We start from the raw sequence: 19,884 nt of genomic DNA, 5'->3' as shown, positions 1-19,884 counted from the left end.
TTGTCTTGACGCCCGCCTTCTGTGTCGCCCCACCAGCCAGATAGCCCAGCGATGCTCCTGCCGACGCTCCTTGAAGGCGAGCCCCGATCCGGCACCAGCTGGTAGACGAAATTCCGGCAATCGCCTAACGCGAGAGACACACGCCATGCTGCTCACCATTCCAGACCTCCTGAATGCCGCCCAGCTCGAGAAGATTCGCCAAACCCTCGCCGAGGCGCCTTTCGTCGACGGCAAGGCCACGGCCGGCTTCGCGGCCGCCCGCGTCAAGCACAACGAAGAGCTCCGACCGGACGCCGAGCGCATGCAGCGGCTGATCCGCATCCTCATGGCAAGCCTCGGGCACAACGACACCTTCCGACTCGGCGTGCTCCCGCACCGGGTGTCCGACCCCATCTTCGCCCGCTATACGCCCGGCATGGCCTATGGCGATCATGTCGACGACCCCATCATGGGCGCGGGCGGCCCGCGCTTCCGCACGGATGTCTCCATGACGGTCTTCCTCAACGCCCCGGATACCTACGACGGCGGCGATCTGGTCATTCGCACGAGCTTTGGGGACAGAAGCGTCAAGCTGCCCGCCGGACACGCGGTCGTCTACCCGTCGTCCAGCCTGCATCAGGTCGCCGAGGTTCGTTCGGGCGAGCGCCTGGTCGCGCTTGCCTGGATCCAGAGCTACGTCCGCGACGCCGCGCGCCGCGAGCTGCTCTACGAGCTCGGGCTGGCACGCGAGCAGCTGCTGAGGGAGTCTCCAGGCGCCGAGACCACGGGCCAGGTCGACCGCTCCTACGCCAACCTGCTGAGGATGTGGGGCGAGCTGTGAGCCCTGGCGCTTTGCGCCCGCGCTGCGCGACGCCACGGCTCCCCGTCGCGCGCGTCCCTGGATAGAATTCGCGCATCACCGACTGGAGGTCCGCAAGATGCCTGTCTACGAGTTCTACTGCCCCGACTGCCACACCATCTACAACTTCTTCTCGCGCCGCGTCGACACCCAAACCCGCCCCATGTGCCCAAGCTGCGGCAGACCCGAGCTGGATCGCCAGGCGAGCCTCTTCGCGATCAGCTCCGGCCGGGCGGACGGCGACGACGCAGCGGGCGACGACGACCTGCCACCCGGCATGGACGAGGAAAAGCTGATGAGCGCCATGGCCTCCATGGCGGGCGAGCTCGAGCACCTCGACGACGAAGACCCCAAGCAGGCCGCATTGGCCATGCGCAAGCTCTTCCAAGCCAGCGGCCTCAAGATGGGGGACGCCATGTCGGAGGCCATTCGCCGCATGGAGGCGGGCGAGGACCCCGACCAGATCGATGCCGAGCTCGGCGACGCGCTCGAGCAGGAAGATCCCTTCTCGGCCGGCGGGGGCAAGCAGACCATCGAGGCGCTGAAGCAGATGCGCCGCGACCTGCTGCCGCCGAAACGCGATGAAACCTGGTATCCACTGCAGGCGCCGGAGCCCGCTCAGGGGACTCGCCAAGACTGAAGCGCCCCGCCACCTAGGCCGGCACCGGCCCAATATGGCCGCGGGTATCTCCGTGCTACACTCGGTGGCCAACAGACTCAGACCCTTATACCTCCGACCATCGGCAAGGACATGACCAGGCAGAAGACCTATCTCGTGATCTCCGCGCTGGGTGAAGATCATCCGGGCATCGTCAATCAGCTCTCCAAGGCCGTGCTGGAGCACGATTGCAACATCGAGGACAGTCGCATGACCGTCCTGGGAGGAGAGTTCGCCGCGATGCTGCTCGTCGAGGGCAAGTGGAACACCCTGGCCAAGATCGAGAACGTGCTCCCCGAGCTCGAGCGCCAGCTCGGCATGACCATCATCTCCAAGCGCACCGGCCAACGGACCTCTCAGGGCAACCTCCTGCCCTACGCCATCGACGTGGTCTCGATGGACCACCCTGGCATCGTCAACAACCTCGCCGGGTTCTTCGCCGAGCGCAACATCAACATCGAGGACATGGCCACCAGCACCTATGCCGCGGCCCATACCGGCACCCCGATGTTCTCGGTGCACATGACGATCGGCATCCCGGCCGACCTGCATATCGCGGCCTTGCGCGAAGAGTTCATGGACTACTGCGACGGCCTGAACCTGGATGCCGTCCTGGAGCCCCTGAAGAGCTGAGCGATCCGCGGAGCCGGGCAGGCATGCCGGTCTTTTTTGTACAAGCCCTGGTCATCCCCACATTGGACAGCGATTCGGCGAGCCCTGAATCGCCGCCCCACCGTCGACGCGATCGGAGACCATGACCATGACACTGAAGACCGGCGAGACCCTTCCAGACATCGAGCTCCCCGCCACCGGCGACAAGACCGTCAAGCTCTCGGACTATCGCGGCAAGGCCCTCGTGCTCTACTTCTACCCCAAGGCCAGCACCCCGGGCTGCACCCAGGAGGGTCAGGACTTCCGCGATGCCATGGATGCCTTCACCGCGGCAGGCACCGTCATCCTCGGCGCCTCGCGCGACGGCATCAAGGCACAGGAGAACTTCAAGGCCAAGCAGTCCTTCCCCTTCGATCTGCTCTCGGACAAGGAAGAGGTGCTCTGCAAGGCCTTCGACGTCATCAAGCTCAAGAAGATGTATGGCAAGGAGAGCCTAGGCGTGGAGCGCAGCACCTTCCTCATCGACGCGGACGGCGTTTTGCGCAAGGAGTGGCGCGGCGTCAAGGTCAAGGGCCACGTCGAGGAAGTCTTGGCAGCCGCTCAAGCGCTCGGCGCCAGCTAGCTCCTGTCCACCGCCAGATGCGGCCGGCCTGGAGCCAGCCGCCCGGCCCTGGTCCATTCACCCCGCCCGCCAAGGTGTCCGCTCAAAAGCCCAATGATCAAGCGCGAAAACGACAAGCCCTGCCTCTTCGTCCTGGATACCAACGTGCTCATGCACGACCCCAGCGCCCTCTTCCGCTTCCAGGAGCACGACGTCTTCCTGCCCATGGTGGTCCTCGAGGAGCTCGACCGCGCGAAGAAGGGCATGTCCGAAGTGGCCCGCAATGTCCGCCAGGTCAGCCGCTTCCTCGACCAGCTCATGAGCAACGCGGACAAGGACGAGATCGATGCCGGGCTGCCGATCGGACCGGCTTCGACCAATGGCGGCGGCATCATCGCGCCGGCGACCGGGCGCCTCTTCTTCCAAACCGAGCTGCTGACACTCAAGCTGCCGGAATCCCTCCCAGGCACCATCGCCGACAACAACATCCTGGGCACCGCACAGGCGCTGCGCGAGACGCACAAGGACCGCCAGGTCATCATCGTCTCCAAGGACATCAATCTGCGCATCAAGGCGGCCGTGCTGGGGATTCCCGCCGAGGACTACTCCAACGACCAAGTCCTGGATGATGCGGCGCTGCTCTACACCGGACTCGAGGAGCTGCCCGAGGACTTCTGGGAGCACCATGAGAAGACCGTCGATGCCTGGAAGGAAGAGGGCCGAACCTTCTACCGCGTCGCCGGACCGGACATCGCTGACTGGTATCCGGCTCAGTGCATCGCCCTGGGCGACGATGGCGCCTTCGAGGCCATGGTACGCGACAAGCGCTCTGAGGCCGAGGCGGTCATCGAGCTGATCGACGACTATCGCCACACGCGCCGCAATGTCTGGGGCATCAACGCGCGCAACCGCGAGCAGAACTTCGCGCTCAACATGCTGATGAATCCCGAGCTGGACTTCGTCACGCTGCTCGGCTCCGCGGGCACCGGAAAGACCCTGCTCGCCCTTGCGGCCGGCTTGGCGCAGGTTCTAGACCGCAATCTCTACCGCGAGATCATCATGACCAGGGTCACTGTGCCCGTGGGCGAGGACATCGGCTTCCTGCCCGGAACGGAAGAAGAGAAGATGACCCCATGGATGGGCGCGCTCATGGACAACCTGGAGGTCCTGACCCAGCCGGAAGGCGGCGACTGGGGCCGGGCTGCCACCAACGATCTGGTGCGCAGCCGTATCCGCATCTCCTCGCTGAACTTCATGCGCGGGCGGACCTTCCTCAACAAGTACATCATCCTGGACGAGGCGCAGAACCTCACCGCCAAGCAGATGAAAACGCTCATCACCCGCTCTGGGCCAGGGACCAAGTTCGTCTGTCTCGGCAACATCAGCCAGATCGACACACCCTATCTGACCGAGACGACCTCAGGTCTGACCTATGTCGTGGATCGCTTCAAGAACTGGCCGCACAGCGGACACATCACGCTGATGCGCGGCGAGCGCTCGCGCCTGGCCGATTTCGCCTCCCAGGAGCTCTAGGCTCGGATGGGCATCCAGCCGGCCACTCCCGAGCTCGAGCGGTTCGTTCGCGACAGCCTGGGATGCACCTGCCCAGCCGAGGTCTTCGAGCGAGTCGACGACTCACCCTCGGAGCTGTCCCAGGCGGCGGGGATCGAGCGGCGCATCGCCATTGGCGGACGCTTGCTGATCTACATGGCTTCGGTCGACAGCTGCAGCCTGGCGGTCGCCAAGCTGAGCGATTGGATCCAGGTGGGCATTTCCGAGCGCGACGCAGGTGGAATGAACCGGCTTCGTCTCGTCCTCCTCATGGATGGACGCGCGGCAGACGAGATGCAGAGGATCGAAGCGGCCTTCGAGCGCGCCCTGCCAGACGGGGACGAACGGGTCCATCTCCACCTTCTCGACCCCGTATCCGCCTTCCCATTGCAGGAAGCGCATCCGCCAAAGATCGCCTAGCCGCCAGCGAGTCGCCAAGAGCTGGGACGACCGAGCGGCATCACCCCAGCGTCGTATCCAGCACCATCATCAAGGCGAAGCCGGCCATCAACCCCAGCGTCGCCGGCGTCTGGTGGCCGTTGCGATGCGTCTCCGGGATGACCTCGTGGGAGACGACGAAGATCATGGCCCCGGCGGCTAGCCCCAGACCAGCGGGATAAGCGAGTGCCAGCCCGGCGCTCAGCCCGACGCCGAGCAGGGCCCCGAGCGGCTCCATCAGCCCCGTCGCTGCGGCCAGGGCGACCGCGCCAAGGGGTCTGATACCAATAGCACGCAGCGCCATAGCAACGGCGAGGCCTTCGGGCATGTCTTGGAGGGCAATCGCCGTGGTCAAGGGCACGCCGACGCTCATATCGGCCTGCGAAAAGGCGACGCCGATCGCCATCCCCTCGGGCAGATTGTGCAGCGCGATCGCGAAGACGAAGAGCCAAAGTCGACTGATGCGCTCATTGCCGGCGCCACAAGGGCCGGTCTGCATGTGGGCATGCGGCGTGAACTGATCCAGCCCCAGCATCAAGAGGACGCCCAACGCCATGCCGGCCACCACGACCAAGGCCGCGAGTGCGGTCGTTCCGGTCAGCGCCTCACCCGCCTCGAGCCCCGGGATGATCAGCGAGAAGGAGCTCGCCGCCAACATCATGCCGGCCGCCAAGCCGAGCATGCTGTCCTCCAGACGCTGATTGATCCCGTTGAGCGCGAACGCCGGCAGGGCACCGAGCGCCGTTGCAAGCGCCGCCACCAGGCCGCCCCCCATCGCCAGCCGCAGCGCGACAGAGGCTTCGCCAGCGACCACCTGCCACACACTGGATGCGAGCATGACCAGCATGGCAACCAGGGCAACGAAGAGCCCAGCGGTCGTCAACGGGTGCTTGCGGGCGTGGTCCTGCCATGCGGCACGTTGGGCAGGAGCGATGAGGCGGTCGACGAATTCCATGGGCACGAAGCTCAACTGCTGTCAGGACAATGTCTCAACGATAACGCAACCCCTAGGCGCTCCGGAGCACGCCGGCCCGGAGGGCGAAGCCTGCTGCCAGCTTGCGCACCCTCGAGCCGCTTGGATCAAACGTAGCGCGCTTCGCGCCTCACCGGCATTTGCGCCTGCTCCCAGCCGGCGAAGCCCCCGGCCAGGCTGTAGACCTTTTCGAAGCCCATCATTTGCAGGACGGCCGCCGCCATGGCCGAGCGACCACCTGAGGCACAGTAGGCGACGATGGAGCGCGAATGACTGGAAGCCAGCTCAGGCACGCACTTGGGATAGGTCGGATCGGCCGCGGCCTCGAGGATGCCGCGGGGGATCAGAAAGGCATTCTCGATATGCCCCTGCTCATGCTCCGAGGACTCGCGCACGTCCAGGATCATCAGATCCGAATCGGCGGAGCGCATCTCCTGCAGCTCATCTGGCGTTACCTCTCGGATACGGGATTTTGCCGCTGCCACGAAATCCATCAAACCGACTGGACTGGCGGGATTGAAGACGTTGTACATCGTGCTTTCCTGTCCTTAACAGTAGATGCGCGGATACTCGTCCGTGCTCAATTCATGCAATCCATCCACATTGCGCAAGAGACCGCGCCGCGCGCCGCGATCGGCCGGCGATTCACAGAGGAGGCAGCTGGCTTGCACAGGATCGAATGGGGCGCGAGAGCTTGCCCGCGCCTTGCGGTGCCGGACAATGAGAAACGTCAAGGATCAAAGGAGACGGAGTCTGAGCCGAGCGCTAGGCAGGCGACGCGAGGATCGGCCCAGCCCCACTCCAAGGCTCAGCCAGTGGAGAGTGCTACCACCTTAGCAGGCGCGTCCCAAGGAGCCCGCCAACGCCCGCCGGAATCAGCATCCCAATCAGATACCAGATCCCGAGGAAGGGTGCGCCCAGCTCCGAGCAGTGCAGGCAGTAGACCAGCGCGCCAACCGCACCGGCCAGGAGCCCGGAGGCGGCCCCGGCAAGCGGGAGATGGGTCGGCGCCAGGCCGCGCATGGCCCAGAGGGCGGCGATGAAGACGGGAATGGACAGTGTGGCGATGAGCCCAGGGCAGGACTTCCAGCTTGTACCGAAGACGAGCGCCGCACGCTCGACCGAGCTCGCTTCCGCCAGCTCGACACCCCCCAGCCCCCACATCGCCAGCACCGGCAGAGCCAAGGCGGTCGGCGCCCAGTGCAGCCGCACGCCCGGCCGGCCCAGACGCAGCGTGACCGCCAGGCTGGCTCCGGCGAGGCTGGCGACGAAGGCGAGCTTCACCCAGAACATCGGCAGTCGCGCAGCCTCTGCGAGATCCGGGCGCACGCCGAGCAGGCCGACCAGGAGCGCGGCAGCAGCAGCGGCGCCTAGCCCGATGGCTATGACATAGCGACGCCCGACGGCATGGCGCTCGACCGGCTCCACATCGTTCGCCAAGAGGATGACTAGATCGTCGGTCTTCATGTCTCACCTCGTATCAGTGCCGCCAGGGCCTTGAGTCCACGGTGCACGCCCACCTTGACGGCCGACTCCGACATCCCCGTCGCTCTCGCCGCCTCCGCCACCGACAGCCCCTCGAGCTTGGTGTGGACGATCGGCAGGCGCTGGCGGTCCGGCAGCTGGGCCAACAGCTTGTGCAGATCGCGCCGGGCCTCGGCGGCGTCGGAGTCGGCAGTGGAGAACAGCTCGGCCGCGCCTTCCGCGAGCAGGTCGATGGAGTCCGTCCGCTGCTCCCTGACGGCGCGCCGGCGAAAGAGGTCGATCAGCTTGTACTTGCCGATCGCATAGACCCAGGCCGTGAAGGGCTGGCTGGCCTGGTAGGTATGGCGCTTGTTGTGGATGGCGAGCAGGGTCTCCTGCACCAGATCCTCCACCTCGTCAGGCATGGCTGTCAGACGCCGCTTGAAGTAGGCGCGCAGATGCGCGGTCAGCACCTCCAAGAGCCCTTGATAGGCCGCGCTGTCGCCATCACGCCCCCGCAGGAAGGATTCCCGCAGCTCGATCTCGACGTGGTCTGCTCGGCCTTCGTGTGTCATTTCGCTCCAGCGCCGCCTTTGGTTACAGGAGTCCTTCAGGACCCGGCTGAACCGGGATTTTGCCTGCTCGTGTAACCGATCACCACCTCGCCTCGAACTGCTCTGCGAGGACGGCACGACGGATCCGCGTCCGATCCGAGCCGCCGAGGCCCGAACGGCACATACGATGCCCCAACGATACATCGAGGTGAAGCCGATGCACCCTGCCCTCGCCCTGCTCACGGCCCTACTCGTGAGCCTGCCGCTCGCGGGCAAGGCGGCCTGCGAGGTCGAGAGCGGGCCAGGCACCACGGCCCTGATCGAGCTCTACACCTCAGAAGGCTGCTCGAGCTGCCCGCCGGCGGACGCGCGTCTCAGCAGACTGCGCCCGGACCAGAGCCTGGTGCCTTTGGCCTTGCACGTCGGCTACTGGGACGACCTGGGCTGGCGAGATCCCTTTGCGCAGGAAGGCTTCGCGAAGCGTCAATCCTGGCTGGTCGGACTGGGCGGCGCTCGAACGGTCTATACGCCGCAGTTCTTCATCAACGGGGCCGCGACCCGGCCCGGATCGCTCGCGAGCCAGGTCGAGCGGATCAACGCCCAACCGGCCCGCGCCAGTCTTCGGCTGCGGGCGGCCCTGTCGGAGGACGGACGGCTCGCCCTCGACGCCCGCGCGGCCAGCCCCCTCGAGGATGTCCTGCTCGTTATCGCGGTTGCGGAAAGCGGTCTCAGCTCAGATATCTCGGCAGGCGAGAACCGCGGCCGCCGCCTGCGTCACCATCATGTGGTGCGCGCTTGGCTGGGTCCCTTCCCGCTCAAGACCGGTCAGCTGACCCTGAAGCGCACCCTGGCGCTAGCGCCGAGCTGGCGCCCCGATGCCTTGGCGGTCGGCGCCTTTGTCCAAGATCCGCGCAGTGGCCAGGTGCTACAGGCCGTCGGCGCGGATCGCTGTCTCACCCATCAGGAGGTCGGCTCGTGACCACAGCTGTCCCGTCGGAACGCCCACTGATCCACCCGCTCTGGCTGCGGATCACCCATTGGGTCAATGCCCTGGCCGTGGTCATCATGGTCATGAGCGGCTGGCGCATCTACAACGCCTCGCCGCTCTTCGACTTCCGCTTCGCCAACGACATCACCCTCGGCGGCTGGCTGGCCGGGGCCCTGCAATGGCACTTCGCGGCCATGTGGCTGCTGGTCGCCAACGGCATCCTCTACCTGGCGCTGAACGTCGCGAGCAAGCGGCTGTGGCGGCGCTTCCTGCCGCTCTCGCCACGCACCGTCCTGGCCGACCTCAAGGCGGCGCTGCGCGGACGCCTGTCGCACGCCGACCCGCAGCACTACAACGCCGTGCAGCGCGCGGCCTATCTCTTCGTAATGCTGGACATCCTGCTGCTGGTCCTGTCCGGCCTGGTGCTCTGGAAGTCCGTCCAGTTCCCCCTGCTGCGCGAGCTGCTCGGCGGCTACGAGACGGCCCGCTACATCCACTTCTTCGCCATGGCCGGCCTAGTCGGCTTCGTCGCCATCCATCTGGTCATGGTCGCCATGGTGCCGCGCACCCTGATTGCCATCATCCGCGGCCGCTGAGGAGCCTCCCATGCGTAAGCCCACCCACCAGACCGCCGATCGGGACATCATCCTCAGGGAGGCGCTCGCCCGGATCGACTCCCCGGCGCGACGCCGCTTCCTCAAGGGCTCCCTCACACTCGGCGGTCTGTCGCTACTGACCGGCTGCGACCTCGGCGACTCGGCGGGCGTCGAGGGCGCGCTGCGCCGCATCGACCGCTTCAACGACAAGGTCCAGGCCTGGCTGTTCGACCCCAAGCGCCTCGCGCCGACCTATGACGAATCCGAGATGACCCGGCCCTTCCCCTTCAACGCCTTCTACGGTCTAGATCGCGTCCCCCAGGTCGACGCGGACGGCTTCCGCCTGGAAGTCACCGGCCTGGTGGCGGACCGCCACCCCTGGAGCCTGACCGAGCTAGGCGCCCTGCCCCAGGCCGACCAGGTGACGCGCCACATCTGCGTGGAGGGCTGGAGCGCCATCGGCAAGTGGGGCGGCGTGCCCTTCCATGTCTTTCTGAAGCGCATCGGTGCGGACCTCGACGCCAAGTACGTCGGCTTCAAGTGCGCCGACGACTACTACACCAGCATCGACATGCCCACGGCCCTGCACCCGCAGACCCAGCTCACCCTGACCTACGACGGCGAGACCCTGCCGGCGCGCTACGGCTTCCCCATGAAGGTCCGCATTCCAACCAAGCTCGGCTACAAGAACCCCAAGCACGTCCAGGCCATCTTCGTCACCAACACCTACCCCGGCGGCTACTGGGAAGACCAGGGGTACAACTGGTTCGGCGGCAGCTGAGCCCAGCTCGGCGCCCCGACGCACAGGCCCTCGGGCCACGCAGCTCAGGCAATAAACCCACAACGCGCACGCAAACTTCTGGAGATCACCATGATCAAAACCACCAGCACCGCACTGCTCTCGCTCGTCCTGGCCTTCGGCGGCGCAGCCGTCTCGGCCGACAGCCACATGGGCAAGGACGCCATGTCCACAGACGCCATGGCCAAGGACAGCATGGCGAAGGGGGAGATGGCGAAAGACGCCATGAGCACGGACGCCATGACCAAGGACGCCATGCAGGAGGGCGAGATGGCGAAGGACGCGATGAAGCAGGACGCCATGGAGAAGGGCGGCAGCATGGCCAAAGACGGCATGATGAAGTAGCGAGCCGCCGGCGACGGCCCGCCCGAGCGGGCCGCGCCGACATCCGAACACCCGCAATGAAAGCCATCGAGGAGTGAAGCCATGAGACGCCGTCTGCTGGGCCTGAGCCTCAAGACAATCGCCGCAACCGCCTTTCTGACGACGACCTGGAGCGCCCACGCGGAAGGGCTACCCGACCCCAAGGTCGACGAGCCCCCCAAGCCAGGCACCCAGACCGCCGTCCTGGGCGGCGGCTGCTTCTGGGGCGTCGAGGCCGTCTTCGAGCACGTGCGCGGCGTCGAAGACGTGGTCTCCGGCTATGCCGGCGGCGATGCGGACAGCGCGACCTATAGGCGCGTCAGCTCCGGGCGCACCGACCACGCCGAGTCCGTGCGCATCACCTACGACCCGTCCCAGGTCACCTATGGCCAGCTGCTCAAGGTCTTTTTCGAGGTCGCCCATGACCCGACCCAGCTCAACCGCCAGGGCCCGGACGTCGGCACCCAGTACCGCTCCGCCATCTTCTACGACAGCGAGGAGCAGAAGCGCATCGCCGAGGCCTATATCGCCCAGCTCGACGCCAGCGGCATCTACTCCGGCCCCATCGTCACGCAAGTGACCCCGCTCGAGGGCTTCTACGACGCCGAGGCCTACCACCAGGACTACCTGCCGCGCCACCCGACACAGCCCTACATCGTCATCCACGACCAGCCCAAGCTGACCGAGCTGGAGCGGCGGCTGCCGGAGCTGTATCGGGCGAAGTAAGCCCAGCCGCCCCGCCTGCGCCTGGCGCGTCTACACGACCGCCGGGGCTTGATGCAGAAAGCCGTCATCAGCGAGCTGTCGCAGCACGAAGTCGGCGACATCCGCGCGCGAGACACGCCCCGGCTTGATGGCGCTGTCCACGCCGAACCCGTAGCCACCCGTCTTGGGACCATCGGTCAGGCCGCCGGGACGCACAATGGTCCAGTCCAAGCCGCTCGCTTTCACCAAGGCCTCCTGGGCTTCCTTCGCCCGCATGATCGCCCCGAGCGTGAGATCCATCATCAGACGGACGGGCCAGGAGAGCTGCGGACGGCTGTCACCCACGCCGAGTGAGGTCACGACGATGAGGCGTCGGACGCCCGAGGCGCGCATAGCCTCCAGGATCCGCTCCGTCCCGCCTGCCTCGACGGGCGCTTGGCGACCGTGGGAGCCGAGAACGCAGATCACGGCGTCCGCGCCCGCAACGCATTGGGCCACAGGCTCCGGGTCGAGGACGTCGCCCTGAACCTTGGTCAGTCCGGCTCGGTCGGGCAGTTTGGCCGGATCCCGGACGAGCGCGGAGATGCTGTGGCCTTGGGCGATGCCTTGGGCCAGGACTTGGCGCCCGGTCCCGCCCGTCGCGCCGAAGAGTGCGATATGCATGCCGATCGATTCCTCATTCCTAGATTTGGCAATTAGAACCGCAAAAGCGCGAAGGACACTTAGAAAAACAGAGGCTTGCATTGCCGCGTCGCTTCACCCTCTGGGTGAGCATGGCTTCGCAGACAGGATGTTGAAATCCTTTGCGCGCTTTGTGCCCTTTGCGGTTCAACTGCTCTTTTTGGGTCATTGGGTCTCAGGGCCGCCTCGACATGGAGAGCGCCAGCACTGGCGAAGCTGCCATCGCATCAGAAGGTTGAGTGGGGCCGAGCGGAGCTCAACCATGGACGCGGTCGGCGGGTGGCCAGGCCGCTTGGCACTCGGCTATAGTCCCGACCTCTCGCGGCCGCTGGGGATGCGCTCGCGTCACCACCCAGCAACAGGAAGCACGCCATGATCTTGTCCTGCGCCGACCTCTGCCGCCAACTCGACCTCCCGCCCCCGACGCCGCCCTTGCCCGACCTTACCGGCGTCGCGACCTTGGCCGCGGCGGCACCGGGAGATCTCTGCTTCGTCGAAGCCCTTGATCAGCACGGCGCCATCGCCGCGTCCGCCGCAGCGGTCGTGCTCGCCCCACTGGATTTTCCCGAGCCGATACCTCGGAACGTCATCCGCGTGCCCAAGCCGCGCGAGGCGTTTTTCACCATCGCGGAGCGCTTCCTCCCGCCACCCGACTACAGCGGCATCCACCCAGATGCGAGCATCGACCCGACTGCGGCGCTGGGCAGCCAGGTCACGATCGCGCCAGGGGCCGTGCTGGCCGCAGGTGTAAGCCTGGGCGATGGCAGCGTCATCGGGCCGGGCGTCTATCTGGGGCCGTGCGTCGAGGTCGGTCGGCACTGCGTGATCCACGCCAATGTGACCGTGCAGCGCGACACCCGGATTGGCGACCGCTGCATCATCCACTCCGGCGCCCGCATCGGCGGCGACGGCTTCGGCTATCAATGGGATGGCAGCGGGCATCGCAAGGTGCCGCAGCTGGGCAGGGTCGTGATCGAGGACGATTGCGAGCTTGGCAGCAATGTCTGCGTGGACCGCGCGACGCTCGGAGCCACGACGGTGGGCCGCGGGTCGAAGATCGACAATCTGGTGCAGATCGCCCACAACGTCCGCCTCGGCGAGCACGTCATCATGGTCGCCCAAAGCGGCATCGCCGGGAGCACGCGGATCGGCACCGGCTGCATCATCGCCGGACAAGCCGCGATCTCGGATCACCTCAGGATTGGCGACGGCGCGCGCGTCGGCGGCCAAGCCGGTGTCACGAACGATGTCGCGCCCGGCGCTGCCGTCAACGGGACGCCTGCGCGCGCGGTCGGCCGCAATCTGCGCGAGCAGGCCGCGCTCGGCCGGCTGCCGACACTCCTCAAGCAGGTGAAGCGCCAGCAGCAGCTCATCGCGACCTTGGAGTCCAGGCTGGCTCAGCTCGAAGGAAGCGGCGACCCCGAGAAGGGCGGCTGAGCCGCACGCGGGGCCAGGATTGCAGGCAACGTCGGCGCATCGCGCGGAAGACGGGAAGGAGCCAGGGACTCGGCCCCTGGCTCCACCCGCCCTGCGGTCTGCGCTGGGGTCGCCCCGCGGCAGCGCGTCCAAGCCAGCGCGATCCTCCGAACGCTAGGGATTTCGGCGAATGCCTCGAATCCTCCTACCAGTCGCTTGCGGGCGATCCTGGGGCGTAGGCGGGAAAAATGACCGGCGGAGCGCATCCTGCCCTCATCCCGTCACGCATTTTCTGAGTGTGAAAGGCTGGTCGGAAGATTGCGAGAAATCGGGCGTCGATCATCGTTTCGGCCAGTTGTCTCCCGCAGGGTGGACAAGCGCAGCGCAGTCCACCAATCCCTGCGCGGGATTCGGTGGACTTCGCTCTCGAGACTGTGAGCGTCATCCAAGCGCACCGCGAAGATCGCAGATTGGTGTAGGTTGGGCCGACGCAGGGGGGCCAACAATGAAAGCGTTAGGCTAGCCGCCATGTTGGGCTTCGTACCTCAGCCCAACCTACGCAGAATGTCTTCACAGTCTCTCTCGCTCGTCCACCCTACCGGCCCGACTGGTGACCAAGGCCAGAAATCGCCTTAGCCGTCTTTCAACAGAATCTTCAGGTCCAGCACGGACGCGTTCACCCGTGAGACGTAGGAAGCGATGGTGAGCGAATGGTTGGCGAGCACCCCGTAGCCGTCGCCATTGAGAATGATCGGGCTCGACATGGCGCGGGTGGCGCCCTGGAGGTCTCGAATGATCTGGCTCAGGAGGGCTTCGGCGTTCTTGGCCTCGATCGTATCCCTGAAGTCGAGCTGAATCGCCTGCATGATGTGCAGCAAGGCCCAGCTGTAGCCGCGCGTACAGTAGAAGACGTCATCGACCTCGTCCCAGGGCGTCTTTGGCGCTTCCGTCCCAACCTCCCCCTCGGCCTGCTTGGGCGCGAGCGCCTGGGTGAGCACGGGATCCGCGACACTGGAGCTCAGCCGACTCCCCTGATGGCCGAGCCGCTTCTCGATGACGTTGAGGTAGTCCGCCAGGTTGTCGGCGCGCGCGTGGAAGAGGTTGCCGCTCTGAGGGCTCGCCATGAGCTTCTCGCGATAGCGCTTGAGGGCATCGATACCCTGCCTGTACTCGTCCTCGGCCGCGGGGAAGAGCCAGGATTTCGGATCGATCGCGAACTGAAGGTCGGCACGCTTGACGTCGTCGTCCTCGAACGACTGGCTCTGCGAGCGGCTGAAATCGTTGCGCAGCGAGCGCACGGAATCCTTGACGGCCATCAGGGCGCCGCACTCCCAGCTCGGGCAGTTGTCCAGAAAGGCGCCGGGCGGCACGACGTCGTTGTGCAGGAAGCCGCCTGGCTTATCGAGCAGGGTCTCGCCGATCCCGACCACCGCCGTGACCAGCGCGCTGCCGGGCGCCGGGGCGCCATCCGCCTGCACGGCCCCCTCAGGCAAGACCTCGGCGATCTCGAAGGTGGCCGGCTGGTGGCACCAATAGTAGGCAAGCGCAAGCACCACCAGCAGGTAGAGTCCGGCTATCGAGGCAATGGCGACCAGGGCGCGTTTCAGCCAGGTGGCGGCCGAGCTGGGCGCCTCAGGTGGCGGAAAAGAGGGTGGATTCGGGGCGGCTCGGCGCTCAGTCATCTGATGTACAGCTCCTCTCGGGCGCACGGGTCCTCGATCGGGACCCGGCACGACGCTTAACGGAAATTTAACGGTTCACTACATTATTAACTTCTAATCCAATAAGAATTGAGATCCAGCAATTACCACGTGGAGCGCATGGCTTACGGCGTTCTCCGACGGCCTTGCGAGCGATCTCCCGGCAGCGCCCGCTCCTGAGCCTAGATCCGGCAATTGACCGCTTCTCGCTTCGTGCAACGCCTTGGTCGCTTTCAAGATCGGGGGTGCCTGCTGGCTCACCCGCCGGGTGAAGCCCGCGACGGCATCCAGTGCCCGCGACGCGCGCCTGCTGGCCAGCCGCTTGTATGACCCTGAAGAGATGGGAACGACTCAGTGCGCGCGGGAGAAGCCCGGCCGCGGGCGGATCCGGAATCGTCTGGGAGGGACGCAAATATACACTTATCGTGTTCTTTCGCTATCAGGCGCCCAGACCACTCGGCCCTTCTTTAGTCCGAGCAATGACCCGCAGAAGCGTGATATTGCTCACACTTTCTTGCCAGTCGCCAAAATCCGAACGATACTTTCTATCTGAGTATTTCCACTGAATTTGAAGTCAGGATCTCGCTGCGCGTAGCCACTCCGTGAAGGTGCGCGGCGCTTCTCTCTGAAGGGGAAGAGCAGACCAGGCTCGTTGAATCGGAGCCGGAGCTCCCTTTCAAGAAGGCATGGATAGCGGCAGTCGACGAAGAGTTGAAGAGCTGCAGTCTGGGATATGCTTCGAAATCGTCCAGCAGGAGGCCTTCCATGGACCCGAGTCAGATTGATCAGATCACCGTCATCCGCAACCGTTTGCGTGAGCACAATCGTATCGCCGCAGCACGCCGCACCGTCGCCCGCAAGGTCGCTTCCGCGCTCGGCTACATCTCGCTCGGTGCCGTCGTCACCCTGAGCGCCGTCGCAATGACCTTGTAGACGCCCCGCACCCGCGTCTTTTCTTGCGGGAGCGCGGTTCGCAGTCCGTTCGGCCAGCAAATACCCCCACCATTGCGCCGCAAGCCAGAGACCGCCTCTTGGCGGTCGACGGCAGCGGGCTGCGCTTGCAAGCTCCGAGAGCGCTCGACGTGCACCGCGAGCATGTCGCTCTACCGCCTGGTGGCCGCCCGGCCGAATCGACCGAGTGCAGGCTCACCCCCCAGTGGAATTCATGTACCGGAAGACCACAGGCTCCGCGCCCAGATCGAATTCATGCCCCCGAGGCTTGAGGGCCATGGCGGCGAGAATCGCCTGCCGAGCCCGCTCGTCATCCGTCGGATGAGCGCGCAGGACGCGACGCAGGTCTGCTGAATGCTCTTGCCCAAGACAGAGCAGGAGTCGCCCTTGGGCCGTGACACGCACCCGATTGCAGTCGCCGCAGAAGTTGTGGCCATGGGGCGAGATGAAGCCAACCCGGGTCTCTTCTCCGGCGATGTTGTAGTAATGCGAGGGACCGCCGGTGCGATCGATGCTCGGCACCAGATCGAAATGCTCGGCGAGGTCGCGACGAATGGCGTCGCTCGAGTAGTAGGCCTCCGCCCGATCGTGCTCGCCAATCACCCCTAGCGGCATCTCCTCGATGAAGCTGATGTCGACCCCGCGCGCGATCGCGAAACGGACCAGCTCCACGACCTCGTCGTGGTTCCGATTCTTCAGCACCACGGCATTCAGCTTGATGCGACGGAAGCCAACGCGCAGCGCCGCGTCGATCCCCGCGAGCGTCCGCTCGATGCGCCCGACGCGGGTGATGCGGCGGAAGCGGTCGGGGCTGAGGGTGTCGAGGCTGATGTTGACGCGCGTGACACCAGCGTCCTTGAGTGACTTCGCATAGCGTCCAAGCAGCGTCCCGTTGGTGGTGAGCGTCAGATCGCGAATCCCCGCAAGCTCGCCGAGCCGCTCGAACAGCCAAAGGACGTTTGGACGCACAAGGGGCTCGCCTCCGGTCACACGCAGCTTGCTGACCCCAAGCTCGCTGAAACAGCGCCCGAGCCGCGCCATCTCTTCCAGCGTCAGGAGCTGACTGCGCGGCAGGAAGGTCATTTGCTCGGACATACAGTAGACGCAGCGCAGGTCGCAGCGATCCGTGACGGACAGACGCGCATAGGTGATGCGCCGACCGAAACGATCCACGAGCCCCCGACCCGCCTCTGTCGAATCCGCTGGCATTGTGCGCAAGGGCGCCGACTGGCTCATTCTGGCTCCTCAACAAGAAACAGGCCCGGACGGCAATCGTCCGCGCCAGGGTGAAACGAGGGACGAGAAAACGGCGGGCAGCGCTCATGACGCGGGAATCGCGCGGCGGATCGGAGACGGCACCCCATCTGCAACAGGCGAGAATCCAAGCATCCCGGTCAGACTCTAGCTCGATTCATCCGCTGTTACAAAGCGTCCCGTCCAAGCGTCGCGGACGAGGACTTCACCCGAAGCGCTCCGCGTCCCCGCCCGAGCCCACGTCTTCGCGCGAGCGACGAGGCCCGAGCCCGGTACCCGCACCTTCACCGATCAGCGCGCGCAGCTCTCCCAAGGCCTTATCGAGCACAGCCGAATCGATCTCGGTCGAGTAGACGACATAGGCTGGCAGCCGCAACGTCTGAACGCCGCGGACGCGGAACAGACAGCCGCCCCGCAGATAGGAGGCAGCCACCCGCTCGGGGACGAAACAGCTGCCGCCGTTCGCGAGAATCAGCTGCAGCCCAAGCCAGCCGATATTGGCCGTCTGGGCAGGCCGCTCGAGGCCCGGGAAGACCTTGCGATGCTGTGTGTAGAAGGTGGGGCCCCAGTCGACATAGACATAGCCCTCGTCAGGCAGCTCCCGATCCGGCTCGCTGCCGACCAGCACAAGGGTCTCGTCGAACAGATACTCGACTTCGAGACCCGCCCCTTGCTGAGGGCTGTACATCAGCGCCAGGTCGATCGTTCCCGCAATCACACGCCGCATCAGATCGTCTTCGAAACCGATCTCGGTATTGAGCGAGATATCCGGTGCCACCTTGCGCATGCGCCCAGCCCAGCGCGGCAGCAGGTCATCCCACAGGGCAATCCGCGCACCAATCGTCAAGCTGCCGCGGTAGCGGCTGGGCAAGCCCACATCGTGACGCGCCTGCTCGAAGGTCAGCACCAGGGTCTTGGCATGGCGCAAGAAACGCTCGCCGGCGGGCGTCAGCCTTGCCCCCGAGCGATTGCGCGAGAAGAGACGCGCGCCGAGCGCTTGCTCCAGGTTTCGAATGCGGGCGCTCACCGTCGACTGGGTGACGTGCACGCGGCTGGCCGCCTCGAGAAAGCTGCCGTTAGCGGCAACGGCCAGAAAAGTCTTGACCTGCTCGATGTCCACACTCGTCAGCCCAGGCTCACCGCCAAACTATCGGAATTACCGATATCAATAGCGGATAAGTTTCGTTTTTCCAGGGTTGCGGCCGACGTTATGCTTGACAGCGAACCTGAGGTTTTACCACTGATCGGTCGCCGATTCGGCCGCCCGACAGCGGCCCGGTATCCGTCGACCCCAGCGGAGGCAAAGAGATGATCGCAGTAAGAGTATCCATGAAGGTGACGCGCGAGCCGCTCAAGCGCACCCCCGTCGCCCTTCGCTTCGACACGGACGGCATCGAGACGAGCCCCGTGCGCACGGATCGCACAGGTCTCGCAAGTTTCGACCTGCCGCCGAGCAGCGGCAAGATCCTGGTCTCTGGCGTGGAGCGCTATGAGGGTCGCTTGGCCGGCGAGATCGCGGTCGAGCTGTGGTCGATCACGCAATCTGGGCAGGATTCGCTGGGTCAGCCGGGGGCCTTCCCGAGCGGGAGCAATGCCTACCCGAGCATGACGACACGCGCCGTTCAGGTCGGCGGGCGATCCATCTCGACCGACAGCGAGGGCTATCTGGTCGACCCCTCCGACTGGTCCGAGGACTTCGCACGCGCCCTCGCCAGGGCGGAAGGCCTGGACCTGACGGCCGAGCACTGGGAAGTCATCCGCTTCCTGCGCGAGCGCTTCGCACGGGCCGGCATGCAGGCGACAGTGCGCGACATGATCGCCCACTTCCGGAAGGTCTGGGGGCGCGAGCGCGGCAGCAACCGCTACCTCCACCAGATCTTCCCACGGGGTGGGCCGCAGAAGCAGGGCAACCGGCTTGCGGGGCTGCTGCGCACCAAGGGAGAGCATTGATTCCGAAGAGAGCCGTCGGCTCCCGGTCTCCAGCGGCCGACTCATTGTAATCAATGGATTGGCCTGAGCTGGGCGCCCCCTGGCTGGGTCACTCCACCTGCAGACAAATCCTCGACGACCGGGTAATCTCTAGTGCGCGGGTCAGGTATTCAGCCTCTCAGTCGACCTGCGCCAATCACGAAGAGCATAAGATCGAAGAGGAGGATGACATGAGTGAGACCCTCAAAGCGGTGCGAGCCGCGAATGAGCGCTACGCGGCGGACTTCGGGGACAAGGGCCAGCTACCGATGCCCCCGGCCCGACACTTCGCCATATTGACCTGCATGGACGCACGCCTGGATCCAGCGAAATACGCCGGGCTGGCGGAGGGCGACGCACACGTCATCCGCAACGCCGGTGGACGCGCGAGCGACGACGCCATTCGGTCGCTCGTCATCTCACACAAGCTCCTCGGCACCCGCGAGTGGTTCGTCGTGCATCACACGGACTGCGGAATGGAGACCTTCACCAACGACATCATGGCCGGCCTGCTCAAGGACAGCCTCGCAACAGCCACCATCGACGGCAGCGGCTGGCACAACACGGACGAGGGACCAGGCTCACCTGAGGGACGCTACATCAACTGGCTGACCATCAGCGACAACGCAGCCAGCGTGGTGGAGGACGTCAAGCGCATCAAGGCCCACCCGCTCGTTCCAGGCGACATTCCCGTCTATGGCTACATCTACGACTGCAAAACGGGACGATTGATCGAGGTTCCGGAGGCGACCACAGCCGGACGGCCAGGCTGAC

At 65.5% G+C, this 19,884-nt stretch carries 23 protein-coding genes; 15 read left to right on the top strand and 8 right to left on the bottom strand.

Annotated features, from left to right (window positions below):
• The first annotated feature begins 145 nt into the window (after positions 1 to 145).
• From G3446_RS02865 to G3446_RS02840, 6 genes are all read left to right on the top strand, one after another.
• Positions 146 to 820 carry a Fe2+-dependent dioxygenase gene (locus G3446_RS02865; RefSeq protein ID WP_164450890.1) on the top strand — a complete coding sequence of 225 codons (675 nt, stop codon included), beginning with the start codon at positions 146 to 148 and terminating at the stop codon, positions 818 to 820.
• Positions 821 to 917: 97 nt separating this feature from the next.
• Complete coding sequence (locus tag G3446_RS02860; RefSeq protein ID WP_164450889.1) at positions 918 to 1,478, top strand: FmdB family zinc ribbon protein; 561 nt, start codon at positions 918 to 920, stop codon at positions 1,476 to 1,478.
• Between the two features lie 111 nt (positions 1,479 to 1,589).
• On the top strand, positions 1,590 to 2,129 hold the full coding sequence (locus tag G3446_RS02855) for a glycine cleavage system transcriptional repressor (protein ID WP_164450888.1): 540 nt from the start codon (positions 1,590 to 1,592) through the stop codon (positions 2,127 to 2,129).
• A gap of 127 nt (positions 2,130 to 2,256) precedes the next feature.
• On the top strand, positions 2,257 to 2,730 hold the full coding sequence (locus tag G3446_RS02850; RefSeq protein WP_164450887.1) for a peroxiredoxin: 474 nt from the start codon (positions 2,257 to 2,259) through the stop codon (positions 2,728 to 2,730).
• Positions 2,731 to 2,823: 93 nt separating this feature from the next.
• On the top strand, positions 2,824 to 4,242 hold the full coding sequence (locus G3446_RS02845; RefSeq protein ID WP_164450886.1) for a PhoH family protein: 1,419 nt from the start codon (positions 2,824 to 2,826) through the stop codon (positions 4,240 to 4,242).
• A 6-nt stretch (positions 4,243 to 4,248) separates the two neighbouring features.
• Positions 4,249 to 4,680, top strand: a complete 432-nt coding sequence (locus G3446_RS02840; protein ID WP_164450885.1) for a hypothetical protein — start codon at positions 4,249 to 4,251, stop codon at positions 4,678 to 4,680.
• A 40-nt stretch (positions 4,681 to 4,720) separates the two neighbouring features.
• Here G3446_RS02840 and G3446_RS02835 read toward each other — a convergent pair whose 3' ends face one another.
• The 4 genes from G3446_RS02835 to G3446_RS02820 all read right to left on the bottom strand — a co-directional run bounded on the left by G3446_RS02835 (position 4,721) and on the right by G3446_RS02820 (position 7,710).
• Positions 4,721 to 5,653 carry a ZIP family metal transporter gene (locus G3446_RS02835; protein ID WP_164450884.1) on the bottom strand — a complete coding sequence of 311 codons (933 nt, stop codon included), beginning with the start codon at positions 5,651 to 5,653 and terminating at the stop codon, positions 4,721 to 4,723.
• A gap of 125 nt (positions 5,654 to 5,778) precedes the next feature.
• Positions 5,779 to 6,204: a rhodanese-like domain-containing protein gene (locus tag G3446_RS02830; RefSeq protein WP_164450883.1), complete on the bottom strand. Its 426-nt coding sequence runs from the start codon at positions 6,202 to 6,204 to the stop codon at positions 5,779 to 5,781.
• A 292-nt stretch (positions 6,205 to 6,496) separates the two neighbouring features.
• On the bottom strand, positions 6,497 to 7,138 hold the full coding sequence (locus G3446_RS02825; protein ID WP_164450882.1) for a DUF1109 domain-containing protein: 642 nt from the start codon (positions 7,136 to 7,138) through the stop codon (positions 6,497 to 6,499).
• Positions 7,135 to 7,710, bottom strand: a complete 576-nt coding sequence (locus tag G3446_RS02820) for a sigma-70 family RNA polymerase sigma factor (protein ID WP_164450881.1) — start codon at positions 7,708 to 7,710, stop codon at positions 7,135 to 7,137. The genes G3446_RS02825 and G3446_RS02820 overlap by 4 nt, the downstream gene beginning before the upstream one ends.
• A gap of 196 nt (positions 7,711 to 7,906) precedes the next feature.
• Here G3446_RS02820 and G3446_RS02815 point away from each other — a divergent pair, with 196 nt between their 5' ends.
• The 5 genes from G3446_RS02815 (at position 7,907) to msrA (ending at position 11,161) form a co-directional block, all read left to right on the top strand.
• The gene (locus G3446_RS02815) at positions 7,907 to 8,668 is read left to right on the top strand and encodes a DUF1223 domain-containing protein (protein ID WP_164450880.1); all 762 of its coding nucleotides are present in this window, start codon (positions 7,907 to 7,909) and stop codon (positions 8,666 to 8,668) included.
• Positions 8,665 to 9,273 carry a cytochrome b/b6 domain-containing protein gene (locus G3446_RS02810; RefSeq protein ID WP_342450017.1) on the top strand — a complete coding sequence of 203 codons (609 nt, stop codon included), beginning with the start codon at positions 8,665 to 8,667 and terminating at the stop codon, positions 9,271 to 9,273. The genes G3446_RS02815 and G3446_RS02810 overlap by 4 nt, the downstream gene beginning before the upstream one ends.
• Before the next feature lie 10 nt (positions 9,274 to 9,283).
• Positions 9,284 to 10,054 carry a molybdopterin-dependent oxidoreductase gene (locus tag G3446_RS02805; protein ID WP_164450879.1) on the top strand — a complete coding sequence of 257 codons (771 nt, stop codon included), beginning with the start codon at positions 9,284 to 9,286 and terminating at the stop codon, positions 10,052 to 10,054.
• A gap of 90 nt (positions 10,055 to 10,144) precedes the next feature.
• Positions 10,145 to 10,417, top strand: a complete 273-nt coding sequence (locus tag G3446_RS02800) for a pentapeptide MXKDX repeat protein (RefSeq protein ID WP_164450878.1) — start codon at positions 10,145 to 10,147, stop codon at positions 10,415 to 10,417.
• Between the two features lie 81 nt (positions 10,418 to 10,498).
• Entirely contained in the window at positions 10,499 to 11,161 is a 663-nt protein-coding gene (gene msrA / locus G3446_RS02795) for a peptide-methionine (S)-S-oxide reductase MsrA (RefSeq protein WP_164450877.1), read from the top strand.
• 30 nt (positions 11,162 to 11,191) lie between these two features.
• Here msrA and G3446_RS02790 read toward each other — a convergent pair whose 3' ends face one another.
• Entirely contained in the window at positions 11,192 to 11,803 is a 612-nt protein-coding gene (locus G3446_RS02790; protein WP_164450876.1) for an NAD(P)-dependent oxidoreductase, read from the bottom strand.
• 390 nt (positions 11,804 to 12,193) lie between these two features.
• Here G3446_RS02790 and lpxD point away from each other — a divergent pair, with 390 nt between their 5' ends.
• A complete protein-coding gene (lpxD, locus tag G3446_RS02785) occupies positions 12,194 to 13,258 on the top strand; it encodes a UDP-3-O-(3-hydroxymyristoyl)glucosamine N-acyltransferase (RefSeq protein WP_164450875.1) in 1,065 nt (354 codons plus the stop codon).
• Positions 13,259 to 13,869: 611 nt separating this feature from the next.
• Here lpxD and G3446_RS02780 read toward each other — a convergent pair.
• Positions 13,870 to 14,919: a DUF2333 family protein gene (locus G3446_RS02780; RefSeq protein WP_164450874.1), complete on the bottom strand. Its 1,050-nt coding sequence runs from the start codon at positions 14,917 to 14,919 to the stop codon at positions 13,870 to 13,872.
• A 783-nt stretch (positions 14,920 to 15,702) separates the two neighbouring features.
• On the opposite strand from G3446_RS02780, the gene G3446_RS02775 reads away from it, so the two are divergent.
• A complete protein-coding gene (locus tag G3446_RS02775) occupies positions 15,703 to 15,870 on the top strand; it encodes a hypothetical protein (RefSeq protein ID WP_164450873.1) in 168 nt (55 codons plus the stop codon).
• A gap of 213 nt (positions 15,871 to 16,083) precedes the next feature.
• Here the strand turns inward: G3446_RS02775 and moaA are convergent, their stop codons facing one another.
• Both moaA and G3446_RS02765 read right to left on the bottom strand, forming a co-directional pair.
• Positions 16,084 to 17,124 (bottom strand): GTP 3',8-cyclase MoaA, encoded by a 1,041-nt coding sequence (moaA, locus tag G3446_RS02770; RefSeq protein ID WP_245232263.1) that lies wholly within the window; start codon positions 17,122 to 17,124, stop codon positions 16,084 to 16,086.
• Between the two features lie 223 nt (positions 17,125 to 17,347).
• Positions 17,348 to 18,262: a LysR family transcriptional regulator gene (locus G3446_RS02765; RefSeq protein WP_164450872.1), complete on the bottom strand. Its 915-nt coding sequence runs from the start codon at positions 18,260 to 18,262 to the stop codon at positions 17,348 to 17,350.
• Positions 18,263 to 18,450: 188 nt separating this feature from the next.
• Here G3446_RS02765 and G3446_RS02760 point away from each other — a divergent pair, with 188 nt between their 5' ends.
• The gene (locus tag G3446_RS02760; RefSeq protein ID WP_164450871.1) at positions 18,451 to 19,092 is read left to right on the top strand and encodes a TusE/DsrC/DsvC family sulfur relay protein; all 642 of its coding nucleotides are present in this window, start codon (positions 18,451 to 18,453) and stop codon (positions 19,090 to 19,092) included.
• Positions 19,093 to 19,301: 209 nt separating this feature from the next.
• Entirely contained in the window at positions 19,302 to 19,883 is a 582-nt protein-coding gene (locus G3446_RS02755; RefSeq protein ID WP_164450870.1) for a beta-class carbonic anhydrase, read from the top strand.
• Position 19,884: the final 1 nt, after the last annotated feature.

It is taken from the genome of Thiorhodococcus minor (genome assembly GCF_010820565.1).
Lineage (GTDB): Bacteria > Pseudomonadota > Gammaproteobacteria > Chromatiales > Chromatiaceae > Thiorhodococcus > Thiorhodococcus minor.
This window is presented reverse-complemented; position numbering and strand designations above follow the sequence as displayed.

What these genes read in the sequence shown, in the direction of transcription:
- G3446_RS02865 (WP_164450890.1), top strand. Translation starts at nt 146, where the DNA reads ATGCTGCTCACCATTCCAGACCTCCTGAATGCCGCCCAGCTCGAGAAG.
- G3446_RS02860 (WP_164450889.1), top strand. Translation starts at nt 918, where the DNA reads ATGCCTGTCTACGAGTTCTACTGCCCCGACTGCCACACCATCTACAAC.
- G3446_RS02855 (WP_164450888.1), top strand. Translation starts at nt 1,590, where the DNA reads ATGACCAGGCAGAAGACCTATCTCGTGATCTCCGCGCTGGGTGAAGAT.
- G3446_RS02850 (WP_164450887.1), top strand. Translation starts at nt 2,257, where the DNA reads ATGACACTGAAGACCGGCGAGACCCTTCCAGACATCGAGCTCCCCGCC.
- G3446_RS02845 (WP_164450886.1), top strand. Translation starts at nt 2,824, where the DNA reads ATGATCAAGCGCGAAAACGACAAGCCCTGCCTCTTCGTCCTGGATACC.
- G3446_RS02840 (WP_164450885.1), top strand. Translation starts at nt 4,249, where the DNA reads ATGGGCATCCAGCCGGCCACTCCCGAGCTCGAGCGGTTCGTTCGCGAC.
- G3446_RS02835 (WP_164450884.1), bottom strand. Translation starts at nt 5,653, where the DNA reads ATGGAATTCGTCGACCGCCTCATCGCTCCTGCCCAACGTGCCGCATGG.
- G3446_RS02830 (WP_164450883.1), bottom strand. Translation starts at nt 6,204, where the DNA reads ATGTACAACGTCTTCAATCCCGCCAGTCCAGTCGGTTTGATGGATTTC.
- G3446_RS02825 (WP_164450882.1), bottom strand. Translation starts at nt 7,138, where the DNA reads ATGAAGACCGACGATCTAGTCATCCTCTTGGCGAACGATGTGGAGCCG.
- G3446_RS02820 (WP_164450881.1), bottom strand. Translation starts at nt 7,710, where the DNA reads ATGACACACGAAGGCCGAGCAGACCACGTCGAGATCGAGCTGCGGGAA.
- G3446_RS02815 (WP_164450880.1), top strand. Translation starts at nt 7,907, where the DNA reads ATGCACCCTGCCCTCGCCCTGCTCACGGCCCTACTCGTGAGCCTGCCG.
- G3446_RS02805 (WP_164450879.1), top strand. Translation starts at nt 9,284, where the DNA reads ATGCGTAAGCCCACCCACCAGACCGCCGATCGGGACATCATCCTCAGG.
- G3446_RS02800 (WP_164450878.1), top strand. Translation starts at nt 10,145, where the DNA reads ATGATCAAAACCACCAGCACCGCACTGCTCTCGCTCGTCCTGGCCTTC.
- msrA (WP_164450877.1), top strand. Translation starts at nt 10,499, where the DNA reads ATGAGACGCCGTCTGCTGGGCCTGAGCCTCAAGACAATCGCCGCAACC.
- G3446_RS02790 (WP_164450876.1), bottom strand. Translation starts at nt 11,803, where the DNA reads ATGCATATCGCACTCTTCGGCGCGACGGGCGGGACCGGGCGCCAAGTC.
- lpxD (WP_164450875.1), top strand. Translation starts at nt 12,194, where the DNA reads ATGATCTTGTCCTGCGCCGACCTCTGCCGCCAACTCGACCTCCCGCCC.
- G3446_RS02780 (WP_164450874.1), bottom strand. Translation starts at nt 14,919, where the DNA reads ATGACTGAGCGCCGAGCCGCCCCGAATCCACCCTCTTTTCCGCCACCT.
- G3446_RS02775 (WP_164450873.1), top strand. Translation starts at nt 15,703, where the DNA reads ATGGACCCGAGTCAGATTGATCAGATCACCGTCATCCGCAACCGTTTG.
- moaA (WP_245232263.1), bottom strand. Translation starts at nt 17,124, where the DNA reads ATGAGCCAGTCGGCGCCCTTGCGCACAATGCCAGCGGATTCGACAGAG.
- G3446_RS02760 (WP_164450871.1), top strand. Translation starts at nt 18,451, where the DNA reads ATGATCGCAGTAAGAGTATCCATGAAGGTGACGCGCGAGCCGCTCAAG.
- G3446_RS02755 (WP_164450870.1), top strand. Translation starts at nt 19,302, where the DNA reads ATGAGTGAGACCCTCAAAGCGGTGCGAGCCGCGAATGAGCGCTACGCG.